The sequence below is a fragment of the Ruoffia halotolerans genome (genome assembly GCF_014049385.1).
GTDB classification, from domain to species: domain Bacteria; phylum Bacillota; class Bacilli; order Lactobacillales; family Aerococcaceae; genus Ruoffia; species Ruoffia halotolerans.
On the sequence record NZ_JACAOA010000022.1, the window covers coordinates 12,789 to 38,336 of the forward strand.

A 25,548-nucleotide genomic window follows, 5' to 3' on the forward strand; every position below is an offset into this window, starting at 1 on the left:
GCGTTTATTATAAAGTTAAATTATGGGAGGAATATCTAGAATGGATATGTTTAAATCGTTATCACAGAAGATCGAAGGAAAAAATGTTAAAATTGTTTACCCTGAAGCTACTGATCCACGCGTTTTAGGAGCAGCTGTTCGTCTACATTCAGATAAATTAGTAGAACCAATTTTATTAGGAAATCCTGCTGAAGTTGAAGCAATTGCTACAGAACGTAACTGGAACATTGGTGATTTAACAATCATCGACCCTAACAACTATGACGAATTCGATGCAATGATCGCATCTTTCGTAGAACGTCGTAAAGGTAAAAACACTGAAGAGCAAGCACGTGAAATGTTACGTGACAATGCTTACTTCGGAACAATGTTAGTTTACATGGACTTAGCAGATGGATTAGTGTGTGGAGCTCAATACTCAACAGGTGATACTGTTCGTCCAGCACTACAAATCATCAAAACTCGCCCAGGAGTTAAATTAACAAGTGGTGCGTTTGTTATGGTTCCACCTAACAATGACGGTGAACGTTTAATCTTTGCTGACTGTGCGATTAACATTAACCCAGATGCACAATCATTAGCTGAAATTGCTGTAGAAAGTGCACAAACAGCTAAAATGTTCGATATTGATCCTAAAGTTGGTTTATTAAGTTTCTCAACTAAAGGTTCTGCAGCTTCACCAGAAGTTGACAAAGTCGCTGAAGCTACTCGTATCGCGAAAGAATTGGCTACTGACTTAGCTATCGATGGAGAATTACAATTTGACGCAGCTTACGTTGAGTCAGTTGCTGACAAAAAAGCACCTGAATCAGAAGTTGCTGGTAAAGTGAACGTATTCGTATTCCCAGAAATCCAATCAGGTAACATTGGTTACAAGATGGCTCAACGTTTAGGTAACTACCAAGCAGTTGGTCCAATCTTACAAGGTTTAAACAAACCTGTTTCTGATTTATCTCGTGGATGTGTCGAAGAAGATGTTTATAAAGTTTCAATTATAACTGCTAACCAAGCAATCATGTAATTGAGTCTTTTCACTCATAAATAAGCGAGAGCTAGAAATACTACCAAAGGTAGTATTTCTAGCTCTTTTTGTTGTGTGGAAGGAGAGTATTGCAAATTGAAAGAAGAGTAGAGCTTATTTCAGGGAGAGCGACTCGATGACCCTAGTGGAACGGCTTCAGCTAATCATCTAGCGTTGCTAGCTGATTGAGCTTCCGTCTCGTTGTGCTACTAAATCCTTACGTCGCTACCGCTCCTACGGCTTCATGTATGCCCAATCGTCCTGGTACTACGGTACCTCACCATTCTCCCTTCAATAAGCAACGATAGCTGTGTATTAAACAGAGTTTTCTATATTTATGTGGTTATGGTGCCGAACTTAGATTTTTTATAATTCCTTGTCGTTCGTGTTATTCCTACTACGGTCAGTGATTTAAGGGGTATTCGGATTTTATGGTGGAAAAGGGCTTATAAATCACCCTTCTCCAAATTCTTAATAAGTGTGGAAAAATCGACACCAAAGTTGTCTGTAATGTTATGATCATTCACTTCATACCAATTGAAATTATCGTGTAACATAGCTTTATTGAAAGCACTTGAATTAAATCGTGGCTTACGCTTTTTATGGAGCTTCTCATAGAAAAGGATTTTGGCTCGTAAGGCATCAAACGAGTAACCTCTACCCATTCGCTCTACCTGCCTAATAATGCTGTTAATTGACTCCGTATAAGCGTTAGTGAGCCTTTTATCAAAGTAGTTGAATATTTCGACATGCCAGTTGTCTACGGCTCTCACGAGGTCTTTATATGCATCTTTAGAGTTACTGGACATACAACGGTGTCTCCATTGACTATAACGAAGACGACCTTCATCTGAATCAGGAGTATCCCATATCCAGTAAAACTCTTCTTTGAGTTCATAGGCTTCTTTTAAGGCAGGAAGATTACCTAACCAAGTCTCTAAGAGGAATGATTCACGTTCATTTAGATCGTGTTTACGCTTTAGAAGGATAAACCTTTCACGCATAAGGGTACGTCTTTCTTTTTGGCTCATATGAGCTTTCAAAGACTTTCTGACGTTATCTAAGGCTTGATTAGCCATTCTAACTACATGAAACTTATCTACGACCACTTTAGCGTGTGGAAGGATAGTGTTCACTGCGTCTTTGTAGGGCTTCCACATATCCATTGTGACGTACTCAATATAAGTCCTGTCACTAATTTCTGAAAGACGTTGGATGACTGTTTCCTTGTTACGGTTAGGCTTGATGTCATAAATAGTCCTGCGTTCAATATTAGTCAATACAAGCCGAGGTCTTCGGATAATATGTATCTCGTCTATCCCAAGCCACTTAGGAGTTTCAAACTGGTATTCACGTTCTTTGAGTGCCACATAGTCCTTAAAAACATTCCTAATAGTTTTCTCGTCAACGCCAACGCTTTCTGCGACTTCTACAAAGGTCTTAGACATGGATTGCTCTTGAATAGACTTTAAAAGCCTTTTGGTCATACTACGCTTTTCATCTACAGATACTAGGCGTTCCCAGAAGGTAGATCCGCATTCACGACACTTGTATCGTCTACGGTTCAATTGTAAGCCCACTCGCTTTAAACGAATGGGCAAATCCATAATTAGTTGATTTCTTGAACTGTGTTTGTACAACTTGTCAAAACCACATTCAGGACAACGTTCAGGTGGTCCGACTGCTTCAACTTTAAACATCATATCGGTTTCATTTTCTTGTGGTGATTCTATTGTTTTAATGTCTGGTAGGGATAATAAGTCTGACATATTGTTCATCCTTTATTACTCTGCGGTGTTAAGGTATCAAATATAGATTTGATGTCGAAATCATCAGTGTTAAATTATTTTTGTGACCACAAATGCACTTAGAAAATCCCTTAAAGCATTTATATAATGGGTGATCGCAAAATAGTGTATGAAATCCTTTTGTAGACTTTGCTAAACTACTGCACACTTTAGTACAGTATTAGCTGGTTCACTTGAATAGGGAATTGTAAAAAAAGTTCCCTTAGACTGCACAACAAGATAATTTTGATACATCTTTATCAAATGTAAGTGCAGCTAATTTTAATCCTTCTGCCATTGTTAAATATGGTGCAAGGCTGTCTTTTAAATCCTCGACTGTTAATCCAAACTTAACGGCTAATGTCGCCGCATATATCACATCTCCTGCATTTTCAGATACGATATGAACCCCTAGTAATTTTGAAGTTTTTGCATCGGCAACAAGCTTAAAAACGCCTGTTGTTTCACGATTTACTATTGCTCTTGGAACTGCATCTAAAGGCAATACAGATTTTTTTACTTCATAGCCTTTTTCTTTTGCTTGTTCTTCTGTTAAACCAACCGTTGCAATCGAAGGATTTGTAAAAATTACGCCAGGAACAACGGATAAATCTAATTTTTTATTTAATCCGCCAATCGCATTATCGGCAACAATTCCACCTTCATAGGCTGCTACATAAACGAATTGAGGTCCTAATGTTACATCGCCTGCAGCATAAATCTTTTCATTACTTGTCCTAGCGTAGTCATTTATCAGGATTTCTTTTCGTTTTCCAACTTCAACCCCTGCGGCACTTAATTTCAAAGCATCTGTATTTGGTTTTCTTCCTGTTGCAACAAGTAACTGCTCTGATTCCACCACTTTTTTCTTACCATCTACTGTTACATGAACCTTTTTGATTTGCCCCTCTTGTTCTACACGCTCAAAAGTTGCCCCTTTTACAAGGTTAATACCTTGTTCAATTAACGCTTTTTCTACGGCTTCTGAAATTTCTTGATCATATTCTTTTAAAAGTCGCTCACTTCTTTGCATAAGCGTGACTTCTGAACCTAAATTATGAAACAATTGCCCAAGTTCCATTCCGATATATCCTGAACCAATAACCGTTAATCGTTTTGGTACCGTTTTTAATTCAAGTAATGTTGTACTTGTTAGATAATCCACTTTTTCAAGTCCTGAAATCGGCGGTAAGGAAGGAGAAACGCCCGTTGCAATTAAGAAACGCTTTGCAGAAAGTTTCTTCCCGTTAACTTCAACTGTATTTTCATCAACAAATATTGCTTCACCTTCAATTAACTCAAAGCCATATTCATCAATTAAATTGACATATTTTTGATTCTGAAGTTCGCTTACTAACTCATCTTTATGCTTTACTAAAGGAGCTAATTCCACTTTTCCAGCAGATGTTTGTAAACCTATAAATGGGTTGACTTTTGCCAAATGATTGATTTCCCCAGCTCTAAGAAGTGTTTTTGATGGCACACAACCAATATTTACACATGTTCCCCCAACGGTTCCACGCTCAATCATAGCTACTTTTGCCCCATATTCAACCGATTTAATCGCAGCCGAAAAAGCAGCCCCGCCAGAACCAATGATAAGTAAGTCATAGTCTCCCTCATCACCTAAAACTATTTTTTCTTCAGATTGTACTTCTTCTATTTCTCCAGGCTGGTATTCTGCTTCAACAATTGCCTTTTTTGCACTTTCCACCCCAATATCATCGGGTAATTCAAATACTGCTTCACCACGACGAAAACTAGCTTCAATGTTCTTAGCTCCCACATTTTCAAGTGCTACGGCTACATGTTCTTCACAACCTGTACAAGTCATTCCTTGAATATTTATCTTAAATTTATTCATTACCTCAACCTCCTGTTTTATCTTAAATTTTCCTATTTCCTTATTTTATACCCTAAATCAGTAATTATTTCTTCAATTTCTTCTAAACTAGTTTTCGATTTATCAAATGTAAGTTGGGTTTCTCCTGATCCTTCAACTTCTATATCTTGAATACCCTCTAAATTAGAAACGGCGGAACTCACCGTAAAAGCGCAAGATACTCAAGTAAAACCATCTATTTTAAACGAAACAGATTCTAAGTTTTCTGATGGAACCTCACTTGTTTTTGAACCTTCTTCAACTGCTTTTTGACTACACCCAGAAAGGACAACAACCAATCCAAATATAATGAATAGATATATTAAATATTTCATCATGCCTTATATCCCCTGACTGAACAATGTATAGATAAGCATTACCCCAGAAACGATTGTACTAACCCATAACAACTTCTTCGTTTTCTTTGAACTATTTTTTTGTTTCCATACAAGTAAATGAGCAAAAGAAAGCATAACAACAGTGATAACAATAAACCAAATTCGATATGGCGCAAACGTAACGGCAAGTGTTCCAGCTAAACCACTTAGACCAAGTGGTATTAAGATCGCTAAGCCAATTCAACAAAGACTTGCTAAAAAAGCTGAAAACATCGAAGCAATTGCAACAACTCTTTCTTTCATTTTTTACATCTTCTTATTTTTATGTGATTTTTCATATTTAGAATAAGCATAAAAAGTTAAACCAAGAAAAACAGCTAAAACAGGAATCAGAACAAAATCTAAATAGCCTGTTATTGCACCTAATCCAAGCGTACCTAATAAAATAACTAAAATAGGTGTAGCACAACCTAACAAAACCAAAAATGTACCTATAAGCCCTGCAATAAAGGTCTTTTTATGTTTCATTTCAAAATTCCTTTCATTCTTCCTCAATTAGGGTTTCAATTATCGGACAAGCATATAAACTTTTTTCATCTGGACATCGTTGTTTTAAGTCGTCTAACATAGTTTCAATTCGTTTTAAATCCTCTATTTGTTTTTGAACTTCCATTTGTTTTTTAGAAACAAATTCGAACATATCTTGACAACGAACTTCATCTTTATCTACAACACCAAGTAATTTATAAATCTCGTTTAAAGAAAATCCAAGTTCCTGTATTCGTTTAATAAACCCAACACGCTTAACGTCATCATATGAATATATCCGATAACCAGCTTCCGTTCGGTGAGGTTCTTGTAGTAAATTTTTTCGCTCGTAATATCTAATCGTTTCTTTATTAACGCCACATTTTTCTGCAAACTCACTAATGCGGTAAATCATCTTATTTCACCCCATGAATATTATAAACCGTGTACCATAGTACACGGTCAAGTAAATTGGACTATTTTATTTTTTTCCCAACGTATCACTCGTATGTGATTGATACTTTTATAATACTATTGATTGTCCTAACATCCCACTAGAAAATCCGATTTAAACACCAGTTGTTTTTAAACTATTAAAAAAGTAATTCCACTATATATTCCGAAGACCCGATTTAAGTATAGGTACTCTAAGTTGTATTATTGTGAAAGATGAATATTTTGTTATAGAATTTAATAGAGGCATGCATTAAACAGAATATATAAATGGAGGAGATACTATGTCTAAATTTGAAGTAGGTGGGCTAATTGTCTTGTTTGGCGCAACAGGTGACTTAGCTGAGCGACAATTGTACCCAGCTTTTCACCAACTATATCAACGTGGTCAGTTAACGGAGGAATTTGCGATTATCGGAGCGGCCCGCACTCAAGTCACTGAAAATGAATTTAAAGAACAAGTGAGGAAAGCAGTTGAGGCAGGGAGTAATTTTACTGAATTTGAAGAATCATTTCTAGAGCACATTTATTACCAGCCAGCTGATAATACAAAAGTACAAGATTTTGAAAAACTCATGACGAAAATAAAAGAAGTTTCAACGACACATCATACATCCGATCGATTTTTATATTACTATTCAATCGCTCCAAGTATTTACGATGAGACAACAGTAAATTTAAAAGAGTCAGGTATTACTAGTTTAACTGGGGAACATCGGGTTATTGTTGAGAAGCCATTTGGCTATAGTTTAGAATCAGCAAAAGAATATTATCAAATATTAAAAAAATCATTTAATGATGAAGAGATATTTTTAATTGATCATTTTCCAGGGATGGATTTTGTCCAAAATATATTGGCAACTCGATTCTACAACCCCTTTATTGAAGGTATTTGGAATAAAAAATTTATCGAGAACATTCAAATTAACTTGCCTGAACGTCTAAAAGTAGGGGACCGTGGTGCATTTTATGATGAGAATGGGGCATTGTTAGATATGTTTCAAAATCATATACTGCAAATACTTTCATTTATTATTATGGATTTGCCTAAGGAGTTAGAAAAAGATGCGATACATAGTGAGAAGCACGTAGCCTTAAGTCAAATACCAACATATTCGAAAGAAGAAGTGAAAGAGTTTGTTGTTAGAGGTCAATACTCAGCAGATGCTGAAGGGGAGTATAACCATTACCGCGATGAACCAGATGTTGCGGAAGATAGTAGTACGGAAACATACATTGCGATTCAATTATCTGTCGATAATGAGCGTTGGGAAGGTGTTCCTATTTACGTTCGTACAGGAAAAGCATTAGTTGAACAATTTTCTTCGGTTGATATAATATTGAAAGAGAGAAATGGTGATTCTAACGATACACCAAGTAGGCTCACTTTTTATATTGAACCTGGTAAAGGTTTGGCAATGGTTTTAAACCAGAAAGATATTGAAGCAAATATGGAACCAATCACGACATTTATTGGTCCAGACCAAAATACATTCGGGAAAGAGTACGTTCCAACGCCTTATGAAAATTTATTACATGATGCATTAGAAGGGGATAATACGTTGTTTAGTTCTTGGGAAGAAGTGCAAGAACAGTGGCGCATTACTGATGCGATTAAAGTGGCATGGAATGATATGTCAGATCCTGCGTTTCCAAATTATCAAGCGACGTCCTTTGGACCAAGTAGCGCGGATCGATTATTGACGAGAAATAATCACGAGTGGATTAAACGCGTAAATATAAAAGAATAGTATACAAAAAGAGCGTCTGATTTAAGTCAGACGCTCTTTTAAATTGTAAAGTTTTGCTTATTCAGGAACTACGTTTATTGGGATTTCATCGATTGTACCGTAGTACCAATCAATTTCATCTCCTGCTTCTAGTGTCTGAGAAACAACACCTAGTTGTGCGTATTCACCATTGTATACGTAAGTCCATGTATTACCTACAGCATAGTCATTTTCGTAGCCTTCAATTGAATCAACAACACCTTCAGTTTCGTTGAAGTTAAATGTTAATTCTTCGTTTGATTCTAGGGCTTCTAAAACGCTAAGACCTTCAGCATCTTCAACTGAGAATTCAGCGATTGGCGCTTCTTCACCTGATACATAGAATGCGAATGTCGCTGCTGTTTCACTAGCTTCTTCTGTATCTTCAGTTTCAGATTCACCTTCTTCAGTTGTACCTTCACCATTGTCAGATGATGCTGCGTCTGATTCTTCAGAACCTTGTTCTTCGCCTGATTCCTCAGTTGCTTCACTTTCTGCGTCTCCAGAAGTACTTTCAGTTGATTCAGTAGATTCTGTTGATACTTGTTCAGTTGACTCAGCTGGAGCACTCTCTGCTGGCTGTTCTTCAGTCGAACTTTGACAAGCTACTAGTAGCAATGCTAAAGTCGGTAGGGTAATTAATTTGATAAATTTTTTCATAAAACTGCCTCCTTACGTTAATATGTTATAGGTATAAATTATCAGTAAAACGGCATAAAGTCAAATGATTCGCAGTTTCGACATACTTTGTTTATAATTGGCTTATTAAGAATAAAGCATGAATGTTTTAAGAAGTACAAGGAGATTATATATAATGTCATACAAAATTACACAGTCTGCTGAGGAAACGAAACAAATTGCAGCAGAATTAGCGCAATTAATCGAACCTGGTAAAGTCATTAGCTTGAGGGGGGATCTAGGAAGTGGTAAAACCACATTTTCTCAAGGGTTTGCGAAAGCTCTAGGAATTAAAAGAGCGGTGAAAAGTCCAACGTATACTATAGTGAAGCAGTATCCACTCGGTGAACAAGGGAAGCTTTTTAATCATATTGATGCCTATCGCCTCGAAGATGGTGGAGCTGAATCGATTGACTTGGAAAGTTTTATAGACGATGATACGATTACATTAATAGAGTGGGCAGAATTTGTCATTGATTATATGCCAGAAACTTATTTGGAAATTGAATTAGAGGCAGTTGACAATGATGAACGTAAAATTCAAGTACGAACAGTAGGTCAAAGTGATGACTACGACCAATTAAGGAAAGAATGGACTCAGAACTGGAAAGGATTGTGATTGTGTGAGTAATTACAACAAACACGTACATGAAGCAGAGGACGAGCCAATCGAAACAATCATTAGAGTAGCAGAGCCAATCGATGCAAAGGCAATACTAGGCTTATTAAGACATGTAGGGAAAGATACCCCGTATTTGTCAGTTGGTCCTGAAGGAGCGAATATGACTGTGGATCAGCAAATAGAATTAATTACGAGATACAATGAATCAGATAATAACATTATGTTAGTAGCAGAATCAGATGATCAAATAGTTGGTATGGCAACAGTTGCCGTCATTGATAATAATCGTCAAAGCCATGTGGCTGAAGTGGGTGTCAGTATTATTAAAGAATATTGGGGCTACGGCATAGGCTCAATTCTCACTGAAGAAATGATTCAATTTGCAAACTACGCAGAAATTAAAGTGCTAACCTTGGAAGTTGTAACAAAAAATATCCGAGCAATCAAATTGTATGAGAAATATGGTTTTGAAATAGTTGGAACACTATCGAAACGTTTAAGAAATGATTTTCACTATTATGATACTTATGTCATGGAACGGTTGATTGATTAATATTCAAATAATTTCTCATCATAGATTTACTTTACTTTTTTAATATAATTACTTAGAATAGATAAGTATTGATTATGAAAGAAAGGTCGAGTTATGGACTATAAGCTATTAAAAGAAGCTCACCCTAAGTTAAATATAAAATTTAACCACGCACTGTCAGATTACAGTTATACTAAAACTGGCGGCGAAGCGGATGTTATTGCATTTCCGAAATCAAAAGATGAAGTGAAACAAATTATTGATTGGGCAAAGGAATTTGATGCCCCGTTAACAATTCTAGGTAACCTCAGTAATTTAATCGTTAAAGACGGCGGCATACGCGGTATTGTCATGATTTTAACAGATATGAATGCAATCTCAGTCGATGGTCATTATATTTATGCAGAGAGTGGCGCAGGTATTATTGAAGTAAGTCGTGAGGCCTATCGCCATTCATTAACTGGCTTAGAATTCGCTTGTGGAATTCCAGGTAGTGTTGGTGGCGCGGTATTTATGAACGCGGGTGCTTACGAAGGTGAGATAACGGATATTAATGTAAAGATTGAGGCAATCAATCGCGAAGGACAATTTTTAACTTATACGAATGAAGATGCAGAATTTGCCTATCGTCATAGTATTTTTCAAGAGAATGATAACATTATCTTAGGCGTATCCTTTGAACTTCAACCCGGAGATCAAGAGGCTATCAAAGGAAAAATGGATCATTTAACTGAATTACGTGAATCGAAGCAACCTTTAGAGTACCCATCATGTGGGAGTGTATTTAAACGTCCCGTAGGTTACTATACAGGAAAGTTAATTCAAGATGCTGGTTTACAAGGACATCGAATTGGTGGTGCTGAGATATCTCGTAAGCATGCTGGATTCATCATTAACGTAGGTGGAGCCACAGCAACAGATTATGTTGAGATGATTGAATACATCCAAGAAACAATCTGGAATTTAAATTCAGTTAGACTTGAAACCGAAGTTCGAATTATTGGACGGGAAGCAGAATAATTGAATGAGATATATTAAAACCAACCTAACACATTCTGTAAAAGAATTGCTTAGGTTGGTTTTTTGTAAATAATATAAAAAGATAGATGGGGGTTAATCGTTATGCAAGAGAGAAAAGTATATATATTATCAATTAAAAGAACCGCAGTAGGAAGTTTTCTAGGGAGTTTATCTGATTTATCACCCGCTGAGAGTGGGTCAAAATTATTAGAAAAGATGTTAGAAGAATACACGATGGTTAAAGACAATGTGGATGAAGTGATTATCGGGAATGTCTTAAGTGCAGGTCATGGCCAAAATATTGCGCGACAAGTTTCTGTTAACGCAGGCATTTCTATCAATGTTCCTGCTTATGGGGTAAATATGTTGTGTGGGAGTGGTCTAAAAGCCATTAATGAAGCATATAACCATGTCAAACTAGGTGATGCGGATTGTATTATTGCCGGTGGAGTGGAGTCGATGAGCCAAGCTAAATTCGTAACGACAGGCAACATTCGAAAAGGAAATAAAATGGGCGCATTTTCTTTAGAAGATACAATGTTAACAGATGGGTTAACAGATGCCTTTTCAGGAATTCATATGGGAATAACAGCTGAGAATATTGCAAGTAAATTTAAAATCACTCGTGAAGAACAAGATGAATTTGCCATGAATACGCAAGAGAAAGCAAGACTCGCACAAAAAGAGGGGAAATTCAAAGATGAAATTGTACCAATAACAGTTCAACAACGTCGTCAAGCGGTCGTATTTGAAGAAGATGAATACATCAATGATTCAACAAATTTAGAAAAGTTAAATAACTTGCGTCCGGCTTTTGATAATGAAGGTTCAGTCACTGCAGGGAACGCATCAGGAATCAATGACGGGGCAGCTTTTGCTTTTGTTGTCTCAGATGCATTCGTTAAAGAACACAACTTAGAACCATTAGTTGAAGTGTTAGGCTTTGGCCAAAGTGGGGTTGATCCAAAAATTATGGGAATTGGACCAGTCAAAGCAATTAATAGCGTCATGAAGAAAACTGGTTTAAGCTTAGAACAATTTGATGTTATTGAATTGAATGAAGCTTTTGCATCGCAATCGATCGGTGTCATGAGAGAATTGACTAAAGATACGAGCTTAACTTATGAAGCGCTCGCGGCTAAAGTAAATCCGAATGGTGGTGCGATTGCCATTGGACATCCGATTGGAGCTTCAGGGGCTCGAATAAGTGCCACCTTGATTCACGAAATGAAACGCAATGATTCCGAATATGGACTGGCATCTTTATGTATCGGTGGCGGCATGGGAATTAGTATGGCAGTTAAGAATGTGTAAACAGACCAAAAAATGGACCATATTATATACAACATCTGAGAAACTCAACAATTCTAGTAAACATTTACCTAGAGTTGTTGAGTTTTTTTGTAAATGATAATAAACGCTAATATATCAAGCTTTATAGCAAATTAAAAAAAGTGGAATATTCGGAAAAATAATTGTGTCTTACTTAAACACCGTGTGCTATAATTTCATCTCGAAAGACTAATTTTCTTTCAAATCGGTTTCAAAGGAGTCAATAATGACAAAATTTATGCAGAGGAGAATGTGCATATGGTAAAACAAAATTATAGTGTGGAGTTGCATGGTGTAACAAAATCGTTCGACAATACACAAGTGTTAAAATCCATTGATATGGAATTAGAGAAAGGTAAATTTTATACTTTATTAGGTCCGTCAGGATGTGGTAAAACAACGATTCTACGTATTATTGCTGGTTTTACAAAAGCATCATCAGGCCAAGTCTTAATCGATGGTACTGAAGTTACGAGAGTGGCAGCAAATCAGCGGAAGGTTAACACTGTTTTTCAAGATTATGCACTTTTCCCGCATATGAATATCTTTGATAACATCGCTTTTGGCTTATCTGTCAAAGGAGTCGATAAAGCGACGATTAAGGAGAAAGTTTCAGAAATGTTACGTTTAGTGCGCTTAGAAGGGTTTGAAGAGCGTTACATTGATGCGTTGTCAGGTGGACAAAAGCAACGTGTAGCGATTGCGAGAGCATTAATCAATGAACCGGATGTTCTTTTATTAGATGAGCCTTTGTCTGCGCTAGATTTAAAACTTCGAACAGACATGCAATATGAATTGCGTGAATTACAAAGACGTTTAGGAATTACTTTTGTCTTTGTTACTCATGATCAAGAAGAAGCTTTAGCTATGTCAGATTGGATTTATGTCTTAAATAACGGTGAAATTGTTCAATCAGGAACGCCCGTCGATATTTATGATGAGCCGATCAACCGCTATGTTGCAGACTTTATTGGTGAGAGTAATATTGTTGATGCGAAGATGATCGAAGATTATCGGGTTGAATTTGTCGGCCATACGTTTGATTGTGAAGATGGTGGGATACTAAGTGGTGAAGCGGTAGAAGTAGTTATTCGTCCCGAAGACGTTGAAATTACGTCACCTGAAGCAGGTCAATTGATAGCTAAAGTAGATACGCAATTATTCCGTGGTGTCTTTAACGAAGTCATTGCTTACGACGAAGATAATAATGAATGGATGATCCATACAACTAAAAAAGTTGAAACTGGTTCTCGAATCGGATTGCGATTCGGTCCAAGCGATATTCACGTGATGCGTTTCAACGAATCTGAAGAAGATTTCGATGCCCGTTTAGAACAGTATGAAGACTAGAGGTGGGCAATGAATACGAAAAAACATCATTTATTAGCCATACCGTATTACTTATGGATTATATTGTTTGTCATTGCACCGATTCTTTTATTATTGTATCGGTCATTCTTAAATATCGCCGGTGAGTTTACTTTTGATAATTATATTCATTATTTTACGAATCGAAATTATTTGGTTATGACGGCTAGCTCATTTTTATATGCTTTTTTAGTCACATTGGTCACACTGGTTATTGCGTATCCAATGGCGTATTTTTTAACAAAGACCAAGCGAAAAGATTTGTGGCTATTGTTGATTATCTTACCTACATGGATAAATTTACTGCTTAAAATCTATGCATTTATTGGAATATTAAGTCAAACAGGACCAATCAATTCATTTTTAACGAATTTAGGTTTTGAATCACAACAGTTATTATTTACGAATATTGCCTTTTTATTAGTGGCAGCCTATATTGAATTGCCGTTTATGTTGTTGCCAATCTTTAATTCGATTGATGAGATACCACATTCATTGATTGAAGCAAGTACAGACTTAGGGTCAAGTGAATGGGTGACAGTCAGACGAGTAGTGATGCCATTATCGATGCGTGGAGTGAGAAGTGGTGTTCAAGCAGTATTCATCCCTTCTTTATCTTTATTCATGTTAACGCGTTTAATCGGTGGGAACCGAGTCATTACCTTAGGAACAGCAGTAGAACAACATTTCTTAGTGACTCAAAACTGGGGAATGGGTGCCACGATTGGTGTCGTATTAATGGTATCAATGGTATTAGTTATGTTCCTTACTCGTAGTCGTAACGATCAAGGAGGTGCAAGTAATGACTAAAGGAAAATTTAAGTGGTCAAACTTATACATTATCGCAGTATTCATTATTTTGTATTTGCCCATTGGATATTTAATTGCCTATTCATTCAATAGTTCTGGGAATATGTCTGAGTTTACAGGCTTTACTTTAGAGCATTATCAGACTTTATTTGCTGACCAGCGGTTATTATCATTTATCATGAATACATTTATCATTGCCTTACTGTCAGCGACAATTGCGACAGCTATTGGGACTTTTGGGGCGATTGCCATTTATTATTCGCGCTTGAATAGTCAGCGGCAATTTTTATTGAATACGAATAATGTCTTGATGGTCACACCAGATGTTATGATGGGGGCAAGTTTTTTAATATTATTCTCTAGTATATTGCCACTTCGTTTAGGTTTTTGGAGTGTCCTTTTGGCTCACGTAGCTTTTAGTATTCCAATTGTTGTGCTAATGATTTTACCTCGTTTATATGAGATGAATCCGAACATGATTACTGCTGCCCAAGATTTAGGGGCGACACATTGGCAAATATTATCGCGTGTCGTTATACCAAGTATTGTTCGTGGTATTGTATCTGGTTTCTTTATGGCTTTTACCTATTCACTCGATGACTTTGCGGTAACATTCTTCGTTACTGGGAATGGCTTTAGTACTGTCTCGATTGAAGTGTATTCAAGAGCGCGAACAGGTATTAGTTTAGAAATTAATGCTTTAAGTACATTAATGTTTGTACTCGCTTTAGCTTTAGTCTTTGGTTATTATCAAATCCAAACGAGCGATCAAAGACGTATTCGTAAACAAGCTAATAAGAAAGTAGGTGGTCTGCGATGAAACAATTAATGACCATGTTATTAGGGATTTTACTAATTGTTGCTGTGTTATTTGGTTTTAGACACCAGTTAGAAAGTAGTTTAGGACTGACAGAAGGTAATACGATTGTCTTTTATAACTGGGGAGATTACATTGATCCAGAATTACTGACTCAGTTTGAGGAAGAGACAGGGTATTCAGTTATCTATGAAACCTTTGATTCGAATGAAGCGATGATGACGAAGATTGAACAAGGCGGGACACGTTATGATGTAGCAGTTCCTAGTGAGTATATGATTGAACAAATGATTGAAGCAGATTTGTTACAAGAGATTGATCATTCATTGTTACCTAACTTAGAGAACATTAATCCGCGATTCTTAGATTTAGAGTTTGATTCGAATAATCGTTTTTCTATTCCATATTTCTGGGGAACATTAGGTATTATCTACAATACAAATTATGTTGATGAAAGTGAAGTTCAACAATGGAATGATTTGTGGAATCCGAAATTCCGTAATAATATTATGATATACGATGGAGCGAGAGAAGTCTTAGGCGTTGGTTTACAATCACTTGGATATTCATTAAATGAAACAGATAGTACAAGATTAAGAGAAGCAACGAACAAGATGAAAACTTTGATGCCAAATATATTAGCTCTTGTTGCAGATGAGATGAAGATGCATCTTGGTAACGAAGAAGCGATGATTGGGGTGACGTTCTCCGGGGAAGCGTCCATGGCAATATGGGAGAATCCAGAACTTGCATATGTCTTACCAGAAGAAGGATCAAACCTTTGGTTTGATAATATTGTGATTCCTCATAATGCACAAAACGTTGAAGGGGCACATGCTTTAATTGATTTCTTACTTCGACCTGAAGTAGCAGCGAAAAATGCTGATTACGTCGGTTATTCAACACCGAATGAAGCGGCGATGGCTTTAATGGATCCAGAAGTCATTTCCGATGAAGCCTTTTATCCAAGTGAAGATGCTTTAGATAAATTGGAAGTATATCGTGGATTAGGGCAAGAGAAATTAATTGAATATAATGATTTATTCTTAGAAGTGAAGATCGAACCAAGAGACTAAACGGTTTTCCAATAAAAAATCAGAGGATTGATAGATGGTGAGTTATTAGACTTTTCCATTTATTCAATCCTCTTTTGTTGTTGTTTAATATATTTGTAATCTTTAAGAAGAATCTTTACATAAAATTTACAAGAAACTTTCATTAAATTTATATTAGCTTGGTATGATAGTAGTAACAAAAGAGGAGGATGGATAATGGTGCTATTGGACAAGCTAATTATTGACATATCACAGAAAAAATTCGCCAAAGCTTCATCCTTTATTATTGAACGATTTGTCGTACCGGAAAATCAGGATGGGCTTATGTTGTCATTCCAGATGGCCTATGATTACATTAACTTAATTCTAGTGTATGATAGCAATTATAATTTGAGAGCAGAAACAACTCAAATACACGAGAGGCGTGTCATTAAAATTCACGAGCAGGACCTCTACACAAGCAATGACGCAAAGGCAGGGTTAATTCCTGAGGGTGAGTGGATTATTGCTTTTGAAATCAATAATGAGGAGTTGCCTGACGTTGATTCACTGTGCACTATTGAGGTGACGGGTTTATAGCATTCGTTAAAAATAATGAAAATCTATAAATATTCATAAATATATAACAATCAAAGTGTAGAATGGGGTTTGGAAGCAGACCTCATTTTTTTAACGTGAGAATAAAAGAATGAAAGGTATGTTATGCTTTTATATTGATTCAAAATCCGTTACTATTAAGGGTAGTAATTTTGAACATAATCAGTGTGTATAATGAAACACACATATAAAATAGTTTGATTGTAAGCATAAATAGAAAGAGAATCATTTTTTGTCTCTCAATCTATGAATGATTTAATAAAGTATAGAAAGAAGGATAATGAATGAAACGTTTGATACAACAGTTTTTTAACTTTGCTGTTGTCGGTGGGATCTCAACACTGATTGATTTTATTGTGCTATATATTAGCTATGAAGTACTAGGCATGAATTACTTAATCGGCACAGCCATCGCGTTCATTATTGCCACCGTATTTAATTATTGGGCAAGTATGCGATTTATTTTTGTTAGTAAGTTTGGAAAAGACCTACGCTATAAAGAATTTACAATCTTCTTATCACTGAGTATCGTCGGACTTATCTTGACACAGATTTTGATGTTCGTATTTGTAGAATGGTTTGGTGTGGCAGTCATGATAAGTAAGATTTTCGTCACTGGTTTTGTGATGATATTTAACTTTGTATCGCGGAAAATTCTACTAGATGATTCGAGTGAAGATGAACCAATCAATTCGGTACATACCGAAAAAGTTGCTGTTAAGGAGGCAAATCATTTTGACAAGTAATATTATGACAATTGTCGTTCCTTCTTATAATGAAGAGGATACGCTGGAAATTTTTATGGATACGATTTTAGAAACTCAAAAGAAATTGCCATCTGTTTTTATTGAGACATTATTTGTAAATGATGGATCTCGTGACAATACACTAGCAGTTATTAAGCAATTAGCTGCAAAATATCCAGAAAGAGTTAGTTATATTTCTTTCTCAAGAAACTTTGGTAAAGAAGCGGGAATTATGGCAGGGCTTGAGTATGCTCAAGGCGAGTGGATTTCTTTAATGGATGCGGACTTACAAGACCCCCCTGAGATGCTCGTTGAAATGCACCGATTAATTACAGAAGAAGACTATGATGTGGTTGGAACAAAGCGGGTGAACCGTGAAGGCGAGCCACCAGTGAGATCGTTCTTCGCCAATTTATACTATAAGTTGAACAATGTCATCTCTGATGTCAAATTAGAAGAAGGAGTTCGAGACTATCGTTTAATGACACGTGAAGTTGTTGATGCTGTTTTAAGCTTGCCTGAGAGAAATCGATTCTCTAAAGGAATCTTTAGTTGGGTCGGTTATAAAGTGAAGTATTTAGATTACTATAATGTTGAGCGAAGCGCCGGCGATTCATCTTGGTCTTTTACCCAACTCATTCGATATGCTTTCGATGGCATCATCAGTTTCTCAGATGCGCCTTTAACATTTGCAAGTATGCTAGGTTTAATTATCTTTATCCTTTCAAGTATTTATGGAATCTATATTATCGTTAAGACAGTTCTTCTCGGAGCAACAACACCAGGTTGGCCTAGTCTAGCGGTACTCATCGTTGGTATGGGTGGTCTGCAATTATTCTGTTTAGGTATTGTTGGTAAGTACGTCGCTAAAATATTTAATGAAACTAAGCGTCGCCCACTCTATATTGTAAAAGAAGCTCATACACGCAAAGAAATTGAACAATAATAAAAAACCGTCTAAATCTCAAACGCAATTTGTAAAGAGATTTAGATGGTTTTATTTAATTAGTTACTACTTAAAGCATGTGCCGCCCATTCCGCATTGATTAAATGGAATTGGCCAGTTTCTGTTGTATTCACTATCTTCATATATTTATCTTTGGCGAATTTAAGTAAATTATCACTAAAATCAACTAAAAGTTGTTCATTAGCCGTAATATACATAATTTTTGGTATGCCATCTTTCATATAAAAGAAGCGCGATTTAACATCTTCATTCGGTTTTTCTTTCGCAAATAACCCATCAGTCAACAATTTAACAATTTCAACTTCACGGTCATTATAGTGATGATCAAATAATTGAATTTTTTCTATTAAATCAGCATGGTGTGTCACAATACGCAATTCGTAATCAGATAAGTCCACTTTCTCGTCGCGAGTCACATTTTCTAAAAGTGTACTCAATTGATTTTGTTTATTTTTTAAGTTTGGTACTAAAAAGACCATAAATTTTTTTATTGGATCATGATATAAGAATTCTGTTTCGATTTGTCTGCGTGTACCACAATTACCACATTCAAAATATTGTAGTTGGCCATTTAATAAGTCTTTTTTCAAGTTCGGCTGTAATTTTGAGTTTACACGTGTTTCTACTTCTTGTGAAGCGGGTGTTTCACACACTGGGCATTTAATTTTAACTACTTGTTTCATTGAATCCTCCTAGAAGCTGTTCTATTGATATTGTCAATACATTCATTATAACAAAAATAGATAATTTATACGATATCAAAGGCAACAAGTAATTATGAGTATGCTATAATTTAATTGATAGGGCTACCAAAGTGAATAGGAGCTCAAATAGGAGAAAAGATAAGGTGGATGACAAATGTCTTTAGGTAAAGAAGCTGTTGGACGAAAAGCAGCAGATTATGTGGAAGATGGGATGGTAGTTGGCTTTGGTACAGGGTCAACTGCATATTTCTTTATAGATGAAGTTGGAAAAAGAATACAAGCTGGCGAATTGAAACACATTGTTGGAGTTGCGACGTCACGTCAGACATTAACACAAATGGAATCATTAGGCATTGAGAGTCGTTCGCTTGATGATGTGAACTTTATTGATTTGCTTGTTGATGGTGCTGATGAGACGACTCGTGATTTTAACGGTATTAAAGGTGGTGGGGGCGCATTACTCCATGAGAAAATTGTTGCCCAAAACAGTCGACGTATTATTTGGATTGTGACGGAAGATAAATTAGTTGACACTTTAGGTAAATTCCCACTACCGGTCGAAATTGTTCAATTTGGTAGTTGGAAGTTATTCCGTACCTTCGATCAGTCTGGCATGAATCCTACATTTAGAAAATCAGGTCAAGATACATTATTTATTACAGATTCTGGTAATTATATTATTGATTTAAATTTAGATGTGATTCAAAATCCTCATCAATTAGCATTTGAGCTAAGTAATATGGTTGGGGTTGTCGAACATGGTTTATTTTTAAATTATCCTGATGTCATATTATCAAGTGATGCTGAAGGAAATGTACAAGAAATTACAAGAAGCAAATAATCTAAGAATTGGAGGCAAGTTATGAGAGTTGTCGATATCATTGAGAAAAAACAAATGGGTGAAGAGTTAACGAAAGCGGAAATTCACTTTATGGTAGAAGGATTTACAAATGAATCTATTCCAGATTATCAGATGACTGCTTGGATGATGGCTGTCTACTTCCAAGGAATGAACGAAAAAGAAGCCAGTCATTTAACAATGGCTATGGTTGAAAGTGGAGACCAAATTGATTTATCCGGGATTGATGGTGTTAAAGTAGACAAACATTCAACTGGTGGAGTTGGAGATACTACAACAATTGTACTTGCACCCTTAGTTGCGAGTGCCGGCGTTCCTGTTGCTAAGATGAGTGGACGGGGTCTAGGTCATACCGGTGGAACCTTAGATAAATTTGAAGCCATTGAAGGCTTTAAGATTGAAGTACCAATTGAGAAATTTATCGAACTAGTGAACAAGAATAAAGTGGCAGTTGTTGGTCAAACTGGAAACTTAGCCCCCGCAGATAAGAAAATGTACTCATTACGTGATGTGACAAGTACTGTTCAATCGATTCCATTAATTGCGAGTTCCATTATGAGTAAGAAAATTGCCTCAGGTGCCGATGCAATTGTACTGGATGTTAAAGTAGGAGACGGTGCGTTTATGAAGACCGTTGATGATGCGCGACAATTAGCTAAAACAATGGTTCAAATTGGTGAACAAGTGAACCGTAAGACGTTAGCAGTTATCTCTGATATGAGTCAGCCCCTTGGCTTTGCTGTTGGGAATGCTTTAGAAATTAAAGAAGCGATTGATACATTAAAAGGCGAGGGACCAAGCGACTTAACTGAGTTATGTCTAGTATTAGGTAGCCAAATGTTAATGGCTGCGAATAAAGTCGAAACGTTAGAAGAAGGTAAAGCCTTACTACAAGAAAAAATCGACAATGGAGAGGCGTTAGAAACACTCCGTCAGTTTATTGAACATCAAGGTGGAAACCCAGCGGTTGTTGATGATCCAAGCTTATTGCCACAAGCAAAATATCTAACTGAAATTAAAGCGGACCGTGATGGAGTTATTAGTGATTGGACTGCACATGAAGTGGGAGTGGCTTGTAGTTTGCTTGGCGCAGGGCGCGAGAAGTTTACAGATGATATCGATCCAGCGGTTGGTGTTGTTCTTAAAGCGAAAGTTGGAGATTCAGTTAAAAAAGGCGATCCGATTGTTGTTATTCACTCGAATACAGAAGATATTTCTGAAGTTGAAGACAAATTAACAAAAGCCTTTAAGATTAGTGACCATAGTGAACCAATTCAATTAATTGTTGATACAATTAACCATGCATAGAAAATACTAAAAATCCCATTGTCTCAATGAAGAGGCAATGGGATTTTTTTAACGTCTTGCGAGGTATTTATAATCTATCTCACGTAATTCAGCATATTCACGTAGTGGACCACGTAGTAGTAATTGAGTTTCTTGTAGTTCTTGGATGTTATGACAGTTGAGTAATAGAAGCATATGTTTGATTGCTTTCTCCCAATCCAGAACGATTTTTGTAGCGGCATCGACACCTTCTAAGTGGACTGTCTGAAGTAATTTACCAGATAGGCCAGTTGCTTTGGCACCAAGCGCAAGTGCTTTTACGATATCATAAAAGCTTCTAACTCCACCACTGGCAAGAATATTCACTTCTTTTTGTAAGGAAAGTGATTCCAATAAAGATTCAGGGGTTGTTTGTCCCCATTCGCCTAGTAGGCTGAAATCAATCGTATCCCGGCGGTCATTTTCGATATTAACGAAGTTTGTGCCCCCACGTCCACTGACATCGATGTTTTTAACACCTAGTGAAATTAATTCTTCCATGGTTTCTTTACTCATTCCAAAACCAACTTCTTTAACAATCACAGGAACATCTAAGCCTTCAACAATTTGTTGAATATTCTCTTTCCAGGTTGAGAAATAGCGATCACCTTCAGGCATGACAACTTCTTGGGGTGTATTCAGATGGATTTGTAAGGCGTTAGCTTCTAATAAGTCAACCGCGCGTTTAGCGTTTTCTAAGTCATGATGTGCACCTAAGTTTGCCATAACAAAACCATTCGGATTATTTTTTCGAATAATCGTAAAAGAATCTCTGACTTCAGGTTCTTTCAAAGCGACGCTGACAGAACCTGATGCCATCGCTAAGCCTGTCACATGTGCAAGTGTTGATAGTGAATCATTAAATTGTTTCGTATAGGTTGAACCACCGGTCATTCCATTGATATAGAAAGGAAAACGGTGTGTTGTATTTGCCCATTGAGTTGATGTATCTATTTGGTCAAATTTCACCTCGCTGAATGAATGATGCATAAAGCGAATATCATCAAACGCAGATGTTTGTAATTTACTTTGTTGTTCTAATGCCAAGTTCACATGATCATCTTTTCGTTGTTGAGCAAGTGAAGGTTGATTTTCTTTTGTCATAATTGCCTCCGATACTATGTTGTTTCCGTGGAGAAGGGGGGAGTTACTTGCAGTGGTAAAGCTACAATATCTTCCGATTCCCAATCTTTAATTAAAGTCTCTGTCTTGATATCTTTATGGCCAATAGCAATGCCACAATCGCCACCACCAGCCCCAGAGGACTTAGCAATGAATGAATGAGGAAGTGCAGTTTCAATAAATTGAGTCAGTTCATTCGTTTCGATGTTTAGGTGATATGTATGACTCAATTCCAAGAGTAATTGACGATATACTTGAATCTCATCTTGAATGGCAGTTAAGTTCTTTTCTTGAAAGCCGATTCGCATGCGTTCAACCGATATCTTTGCATTCTTTAAGAATGCTTTGAATTGGTCATCAGCTTGATTTAATCGATCAAGTAATTGCCCAACTAAGTTTTCAGTAGAAGCAGGGGATTGCGTCCAACCAATCAATAAAGTTAGTTCAGCCGGAACACTTAAGGACTCAATAACAAGGTCTGGCCAATCCATTAACAGCAAGGAAGCCACCGGAGTGTTTGCGTGAACCATCTCTTTCAGCCACTCACGGTCAAAAGATTGATAATAAACCCAGCCACCAGTCGTAATTGTCGCGATATCAGCCAAACTCCCATTTGATTTCGATAAAGCCAACGCAATCGCAGCCAGTTTAAAGATAGTCACATGGTCTAATGCTTGTACTCCATGATAAGCTAATATCCCTTTAATCGTCGCTACGACAATTGCACCACTTGAGCCTAAACCGAATTTTAACCCATCTTTATTAATTAAGTCTGAATTAAATTGAATATCATAATTTAAAATAGAGACATTTAAGCTTCGTAAAAGTGATTCAGTGACACGAATCGCATTAATACAATAGTGCCAACCAGTTGCAGTATTTGGTGCAACTTGGAAATGATTATCTTTTCGATCATAATTCAAAGGACCTAATTCAGACAAATTAGTCGTTATTACTCCACCTTCAGTATGCTCACTCGCAGTAACTCGAGCAGTTAAGAATTGATCGACCGCTATAATAATAGCCGGTTGTTTCGGGAATAAAATCGCATATTCACCCGTTATAAATAATTTCCCTGGTACTTTAACGGTACTAGATTCATTGAAGGACGTTCGATTGAAAAGATCCTGTATCGATGTTTGTGTTGACAATATCTACACTCCTAACTAATCTTATGCGGTCCTTTTCCAGGTCCAGATATAACTAGACGATCACTTGAAAAATGCTTTTCAAAGGCTTTCTTAATTTCTTCGGCCTGGCTTAAACGGCAAAGAACTTTCACGTTTGGTCCAGCATCCATTGTAAAGTAACATGGAATGCCAGCTTCACGAAGGTCTCTAACGATGTTCATCGCAGTTAAAGATTCTGGTTCCCAATAAGTCATACTTGGATCAGCAGCAATAATGGTCGCATGCATCTTCATCGCATTATGTTCAGCGATTTGTCCGATTGTTGGAAAATCTCTATTCTCGATAGCAGGAATGATGGCTTCCAAATCTTCAGCCACAGTTTCTGGCCAAAGTTTGTAGAAAGGTGAAGTTTTGATAGTATGTTCCATCCCTACACGGCTACTAATTTTCTTTTGTTCTTTATTAATCATCACAACAAGCATGCCAATATCCCAATCAGCCTCATCAATCATCTCAGCATAACTTGAATCTGATTCGTCACCAATACCTTTATGCCAAACTGTAAAGCCACCGAATAGACTGCGAGTAGCACTTCCAGAGCCACGACGAGCATAAGTAGAAAGTTCTTTATTCGATAGATTTGTTCCAAATAAATCATTACATGCACTCGCTAAAGCTGCAAAAGCCGATGCCGAAGAGGCAAGACCGGCAGCCGTTGGAACATGATTGGTACTCTTCACGTGTACTGGACGATGTATACCGGATAAATCTCTGAACATATTAATAAAACGCGATACTTTCTCGATCGCGTTAATGTCTAGTATTTGACCATCTAAGGTAAAGGTATCCTCATTGGATTGAGTATTCCATTCTAAAGTTGTTTCTGTATAAAACTCATTAAGCGTCAAAGAAAGACTGCTTGTCACGGGAAGGAATAACTCTTTGTTTCGTTTTCCCCAATACTTAATTAAAGCAATGTTAGTATAAGCACGATACGTTGTTGTATCCATTTGTTTATGTTGCATTATAAACCTCACTTTATATAGTTTTTAAATCTAATGACCAAGTTTTTGTTGCGCCCGCATCCATCATCGCTTGTTGAATTAAATCTGCTTCGACTTTAGTTTGAGCTAGGGCGATCACACACCCACCTAAACCCCCACCTGTAAGTTTAGCACCTAGAGCACCAGCTATCCAAGCTGCATTAACAATACGGTCGATATGGGCATTTGAAATTTCTAATTGATTTAGATAATAATGGTTATATGTCAACAAGCGACCTAACTCATTAATATCCTTCGCTTGAATCGCTTCAACAGATTGTTGGACAAAGCCACCGATGGCTCTCATCACAGTTCTAATAAAATCTGGTTTCGATTCTTTTAATTGCCTCACCTTACTAACGGCAGTTTTCGTCTGACCTGGCATATCACTGTCAGCTACAACCAAGTAAGCATCTAGATTAATTTGGATCGTTTTTGCTGTTTGACTTTTACGGTAAATAACCGGTGAATTTGTACTCGCTAAAAGAGTATCTAAGCCACTTGTTGATTCATGGGCGATGACCTCAGCTTGGTTCACAATAAAGTTCAGCTGATAATCAGATATTTCTTGCTTGTAGAAATCACATAAAGCACGAACAAGTGCCACACTTACAGCCGCGGACGACCCCATACCACGCCCTGAAGGAATCGAACTATCGATGGTAATATTCATGGGCGTATTCTTTAATTTAAAACTGCTTAAAGTCACTTCAATCGCTTGTTTAAGGTTATCTAAAGATTCCGGCGCACCTTCTATCATGCCCTCGTAATATGAACTATGAATGTATGTATGATTTGAATGAGAAGGAGTGATCGTTACAGTCACATTTGCCGAATTAAAGGGCAATGCGATCGCAGGGTAGTCGTAGACAACCGCATGTTCACCCATCAATATAATCTTACCATGAGCCTTACCTATACCGATTAGTTGTTGCGCTTTGGAAGTCATTAATTTAGATTGATAATTATGTCGCTTTGATATGTCCATTTTCTACCTCCCATCACTTGTTTTATTTATATAAAATTTTATTATTATATCACA

The 25,548-nt window shown here is 36.8% G+C and carries 27 protein-coding genes and 1 pseudogene; 15 read left to right on the forward strand and 13 right to left on the reverse strand.

The window, feature by feature from the left end:
* Positions 1-40: 40 nt before the first annotated feature.
* Positions 41-1,021 carry a phosphate acetyltransferase gene (gene pta / locus HW423_RS08080; protein ID WP_218931427.1) on the forward strand — a complete coding sequence of 327 codons (981 nt, stop codon included), beginning with the start codon at positions 41-43 and terminating at the stop codon, positions 1,019-1,021.
* Between the two features lie 446 nt (positions 1,022-1,467).
* On the opposite strand, the gene HW423_RS08085 is transcribed toward pta, so the two are convergent.
* The 7 genes and pseudogenes from HW423_RS08085 to merR form a co-directional block, all read right to left on the reverse strand.
* On the reverse strand, positions 1,468-2,790 hold the full coding sequence (locus HW423_RS08085; RefSeq protein ID WP_218931428.1) for an ISL3 family transposase: 1,323 nt from the start codon (positions 2,788-2,790) through the stop codon (positions 1,468-1,470).
* Positions 2,791-3,031: 241 nt separating this feature from the next.
* Positions 3,032-4,672 (reverse strand): mercury(II) reductase, encoded by a 1,641-nt coding sequence (gene merA, locus HW423_RS08090; protein ID WP_218931429.1) that lies wholly within the window; start codon positions 4,670-4,672, stop codon positions 3,032-3,034.
* Positions 4,673-4,704: 32 nt separating this feature from the next.
* Positions 4,705-4,857 (reverse strand): annotated as a pseudogene (locus HW423_RS11435) (heavy-metal-associated domain-containing protein); the annotation flags it as partial.
* A 15-nt stretch (positions 4,858-4,872) separates the two neighbouring features.
* Complete coding sequence (locus tag HW423_RS08100) at positions 4,873-5,028, reverse strand: hypothetical protein (RefSeq protein WP_218931430.1); 156 nt, start codon at positions 5,026-5,028, stop codon at positions 4,873-4,875.
* 3 nt (positions 5,029-5,031) lie between these two features.
* Positions 5,032-5,331 carry a mercuric transporter MerT family protein gene (locus tag HW423_RS11320; protein WP_252100557.1) on the reverse strand — a complete coding sequence of 100 codons (300 nt, stop codon included), beginning with the start codon at positions 5,329-5,331 and terminating at the stop codon, positions 5,032-5,034.
* 3 nt (positions 5,332-5,334) lie between these two features.
* Positions 5,335-5,556: a mercury resistance system transport protein MerF gene (gene merF / locus HW423_RS08105; RefSeq protein ID WP_039671352.1), complete on the reverse strand. Its 222-nt coding sequence runs from the start codon at positions 5,554-5,556 to the stop codon at positions 5,335-5,337.
* Positions 5,557-5,569: 13 nt separating this feature from the next.
* Complete coding sequence (gene merR / locus HW423_RS08110; protein ID WP_218931431.1) at positions 5,570-5,971, reverse strand: Hg(II)-responsive transcriptional regulator; 402 nt, start codon at positions 5,969-5,971, stop codon at positions 5,570-5,572.
* A gap of 322 nt (positions 5,972-6,293) precedes the next feature.
* On the opposite strand from merR, the gene zwf reads away from it, so the two are divergent.
* Positions 6,294-7,760, forward strand: a complete 1,467-nt coding sequence (zwf, locus tag HW423_RS08115; RefSeq protein ID WP_218931432.1) for a glucose-6-phosphate dehydrogenase — start codon at positions 6,294-6,296, stop codon at positions 7,758-7,760.
* Between the two features lie 57 nt (positions 7,761-7,817).
* Here the strand turns inward: zwf and HW423_RS08120 are convergent, their stop codons facing one another.
* Positions 7,818-8,438 (reverse strand): DUF4430 domain-containing protein, encoded by a 621-nt coding sequence (locus HW423_RS08120; RefSeq protein WP_218931433.1) that lies wholly within the window; start codon positions 8,436-8,438, stop codon positions 7,818-7,820.
* Positions 8,439-8,592: 154 nt separating this feature from the next.
* Here HW423_RS08120 and tsaE point away from each other — a divergent pair, with 154 nt between their 5' ends.
* From tsaE to HW423_RS08175, 11 genes are all read left to right on the forward strand, one after another.
* Positions 8,593-9,075 (forward strand): tRNA (adenosine(37)-N6)-threonylcarbamoyltransferase complex ATPase subunit type 1 TsaE, encoded by a 483-nt coding sequence (gene tsaE / locus HW423_RS08125; protein ID WP_218931434.1) that lies wholly within the window; start codon positions 8,593-8,595, stop codon positions 9,073-9,075.
* 4 nt (positions 9,076-9,079) lie between these two features.
* Positions 9,080-9,631 (forward strand): GNAT family N-acetyltransferase, encoded by a 552-nt coding sequence (locus HW423_RS08130; protein ID WP_218931435.1) that lies wholly within the window; start codon positions 9,080-9,082, stop codon positions 9,629-9,631.
* 93 nt (positions 9,632-9,724) lie between these two features.
* Positions 9,725-10,630, forward strand: coding sequence for a UDP-N-acetylmuramate dehydrogenase (gene murB, locus HW423_RS08135; protein WP_218931436.1), 906 nt, complete (start codon positions 9,725-9,727; stop codon positions 10,628-10,630).
* Positions 10,631-10,732: 102 nt separating this feature from the next.
* Positions 10,733-11,944: an acetyl-CoA C-acetyltransferase gene (locus HW423_RS08140; RefSeq protein WP_218931437.1), complete on the forward strand. Its 1,212-nt coding sequence runs from the start codon at positions 10,733-10,735 to the stop codon at positions 11,942-11,944.
* A 276-nt stretch (positions 11,945-12,220) separates the two neighbouring features.
* Positions 12,221-13,312: an ABC transporter ATP-binding protein gene (locus HW423_RS08145; protein ID WP_218931438.1), complete on the forward strand. Its 1,092-nt coding sequence runs from the start codon at positions 12,221-12,223 to the stop codon at positions 13,310-13,312.
* Between the two features lie 9 nt (positions 13,313-13,321).
* Positions 13,322-14,140, forward strand: a complete 819-nt coding sequence (locus tag HW423_RS08150) for an ABC transporter permease (RefSeq protein WP_218931439.1) — start codon at positions 13,322-13,324, stop codon at positions 14,138-14,140.
* Complete coding sequence (locus tag HW423_RS08155) at positions 14,133-14,960, forward strand: ABC transporter permease (RefSeq protein ID WP_218931440.1); 828 nt, start codon at positions 14,133-14,135, stop codon at positions 14,958-14,960. The genes HW423_RS08150 and HW423_RS08155 overlap by 8 nt, the downstream gene beginning before the upstream one ends.
* Entirely contained in the window at positions 14,957-16,033 is a 1,077-nt protein-coding gene (locus tag HW423_RS08160) for an ABC transporter substrate-binding protein (RefSeq protein WP_218931441.1), read from the forward strand. Before HW423_RS08155 ends, HW423_RS08160 begins: the two co-directional genes overlap by 4 nt.
* Before the next feature lie 195 nt (positions 16,034-16,228).
* Positions 16,229-16,591 carry a hypothetical protein gene (locus HW423_RS08165; RefSeq protein ID WP_218931442.1) on the forward strand — a complete coding sequence of 121 codons (363 nt, stop codon included), beginning with the start codon at positions 16,229-16,231 and terminating at the stop codon, positions 16,589-16,591.
* A 302-nt stretch (positions 16,592-16,893) separates the two neighbouring features.
* Entirely contained in the window at positions 16,894-17,355 is a 462-nt protein-coding gene (locus HW423_RS08170) for a GtrA family protein (protein WP_218931443.1), read from the forward strand.
* Positions 17,345-18,301 (forward strand): glycosyltransferase family 2 protein, encoded by a 957-nt coding sequence (locus tag HW423_RS08175; protein ID WP_235956413.1) that lies wholly within the window; start codon positions 17,345-17,347, stop codon positions 18,299-18,301. Before HW423_RS08170 ends, HW423_RS08175 begins: the two co-directional genes overlap by 11 nt.
* Before the next feature lie 59 nt (positions 18,302-18,360).
* Here HW423_RS08175 and HW423_RS08180 read toward each other — a convergent pair whose 3' ends face one another.
* Positions 18,361-19,005, reverse strand: coding sequence for a CpXC domain-containing protein (locus tag HW423_RS08180; RefSeq protein ID WP_218931445.1), 645 nt, complete (start codon positions 19,003-19,005; stop codon positions 18,361-18,363).
* A gap of 175 nt (positions 19,006-19,180) precedes the next feature.
* On the opposite strand from HW423_RS08180, the gene rpiA reads away from it, so the two are divergent.
* Together rpiA and HW423_RS08190 are read left to right on the forward strand one after the other, a co-directional pair.
* Positions 19,181-19,867 (forward strand): ribose-5-phosphate isomerase RpiA, encoded by a 687-nt coding sequence (rpiA, locus tag HW423_RS08185; RefSeq protein WP_218931446.1) that lies wholly within the window; start codon positions 19,181-19,183, stop codon positions 19,865-19,867.
* A gap of 21 nt (positions 19,868-19,888) precedes the next feature.
* Positions 19,889-21,193: a pyrimidine-nucleoside phosphorylase gene (locus HW423_RS08190; RefSeq protein WP_218931447.1), complete on the forward strand. Its 1,305-nt coding sequence runs from the start codon at positions 19,889-19,891 to the stop codon at positions 21,191-21,193.
* 48 nt (positions 21,194-21,241) lie between these two features.
* Here the strand turns inward: HW423_RS08190 and fni are convergent, their stop codons facing one another.
* Genes fni through mvk form a run of 4 tightly spaced genes read right to left on the reverse strand, consistent with a single transcriptional unit; the run spans position 21,242 to position 25,494 of the window.
* Positions 21,242-22,315 (reverse strand): type 2 isopentenyl-diphosphate Delta-isomerase, encoded by a 1,074-nt coding sequence (fni, locus tag HW423_RS08195; protein WP_218931448.1) that lies wholly within the window; start codon positions 22,313-22,315, stop codon positions 21,242-21,244.
* Between the two features lie 14 nt (positions 22,316-22,329).
* Positions 22,330-23,484: a phosphomevalonate kinase gene (locus tag HW423_RS08200; protein ID WP_218931449.1), complete on the reverse strand. Its 1,155-nt coding sequence runs from the start codon at positions 23,482-23,484 to the stop codon at positions 22,330-22,332.
* 11 nt (positions 23,485-23,495) lie between these two features.
* Positions 23,496-24,488, reverse strand: a complete 993-nt coding sequence (mvaD, locus tag HW423_RS08205; RefSeq protein WP_235956415.1) for a diphosphomevalonate decarboxylase — start codon at positions 24,486-24,488, stop codon at positions 23,496-23,498.
* A 13-nt stretch (positions 24,489-24,501) separates the two neighbouring features.
* Positions 24,502-25,494 carry a mevalonate kinase gene (gene mvk, locus HW423_RS08210; RefSeq protein ID WP_235956416.1) on the reverse strand — a complete coding sequence of 331 codons (993 nt, stop codon included), beginning with the start codon at positions 25,492-25,494 and terminating at the stop codon, positions 24,502-24,504.
* Positions 25,495-25,548 lie beyond the last annotated feature (54 nt).

Excerpts from the sequence above, each read along its gene's own strand:
- mvaD (WP_235956415.1), bottom strand. The coding sequence starts at position 24,488 with ATGCAACATAAACAAATGGATACAACAACGTATCGTGCTTATACTAAC.
- merF (WP_039671352.1), bottom strand. The coding sequence starts at position 5,556 with ATGAAACATAAAAAGACCTTTATTGCAGGGCTTATAGGTACATTTTTG.
- murB (WP_218931436.1), top strand. The coding sequence starts at position 9,725 with ATGGACTATAAGCTATTAAAAGAAGCTCACCCTAAGTTAAATATAAAA.
- pta (WP_218931427.1), top strand. The coding sequence starts at position 41 with ATGGATATGTTTAAATCGTTATCACAGAAGATCGAAGGAAAAAATGTT.
- HW423_RS08120 (WP_218931433.1), bottom strand. The coding sequence starts at position 8,438 with ATGAAAAAATTTATCAAATTAATTACCCTACCGACTTTAGCATTGCTA.
- HW423_RS08150 (WP_218931439.1), top strand. The coding sequence starts at position 13,322 with ATGAATACGAAAAAACATCATTTATTAGCCATACCGTATTACTTATGG.
- fni (WP_218931448.1), bottom strand. The coding sequence starts at position 22,315 with ATGACAAAAGAAAATCAACCTTCACTTGCTCAACAACGAAAAGATGAT.
- HW423_RS08190 (WP_218931447.1), top strand. The coding sequence starts at position 19,889 with ATGAGAGTTGTCGATATCATTGAGAAAAAACAAATGGGTGAAGAGTTA.
- tsaE (WP_218931434.1), top strand. The coding sequence starts at position 8,593 with ATGTCATACAAAATTACACAGTCTGCTGAGGAAACGAAACAAATTGCA.
- mvk (WP_235956416.1), bottom strand. The coding sequence starts at position 25,494 with ATGGACATATCAAAGCGACATAATTATCAATCTAAATTAATGACTTCC.
- HW423_RS08085 (WP_218931428.1), bottom strand. The coding sequence starts at position 2,790 with ATGTCAGACTTATTATCCCTACCAGACATTAAAACAATAGAATCACCA.
- HW423_RS08160 (WP_218931441.1), top strand. The coding sequence starts at position 14,957 with ATGAAACAATTAATGACCATGTTATTAGGGATTTTACTAATTGTTGCT.
- merR (WP_218931431.1), bottom strand. The coding sequence starts at position 5,971 with ATGATTTACCGCATTAGTGAGTTTGCAGAAAAATGTGGCGTTAATAAA.
- HW423_RS08100 (WP_218931430.1), bottom strand. The coding sequence starts at position 5,028 with ATGATGAAATATTTAATATATCTATTCATTATATTTGGATTGGTTGTT.
- HW423_RS08155 (WP_218931440.1), top strand. The coding sequence starts at position 14,133 with ATGACTAAAGGAAAATTTAAGTGGTCAAACTTATACATTATCGCAGTA.
- HW423_RS08165 (WP_218931442.1), top strand. The coding sequence starts at position 16,229 with ATGGTGCTATTGGACAAGCTAATTATTGACATATCACAGAAAAAATTC.
- zwf (WP_218931432.1), top strand. The coding sequence starts at position 6,294 with ATGTCTAAATTTGAAGTAGGTGGGCTAATTGTCTTGTTTGGCGCAACA.
- HW423_RS08140 (WP_218931437.1), top strand. The coding sequence starts at position 10,733 with ATGCAAGAGAGAAAAGTATATATATTATCAATTAAAAGAACCGCAGTA.
- HW423_RS08145 (WP_218931438.1), top strand. The coding sequence starts at position 12,221 with ATGGTAAAACAAAATTATAGTGTGGAGTTGCATGGTGTAACAAAATCG.
- merA (WP_218931429.1), bottom strand. The coding sequence starts at position 4,672 with ATGAATAAATTTAAGATAAATATTCAAGGAATGACTTGTACAGGTTGT.
- HW423_RS08170 (WP_218931443.1), top strand. The coding sequence starts at position 16,894 with ATGAAACGTTTGATACAACAGTTTTTTAACTTTGCTGTTGTCGGTGGG.
- HW423_RS08180 (WP_218931445.1), bottom strand. The coding sequence starts at position 19,005 with ATGAAACAAGTAGTTAAAATTAAATGCCCAGTGTGTGAAACACCCGCT.
- rpiA (WP_218931446.1), top strand. The coding sequence starts at position 19,181 with ATGTCTTTAGGTAAAGAAGCTGTTGGACGAAAAGCAGCAGATTATGTG.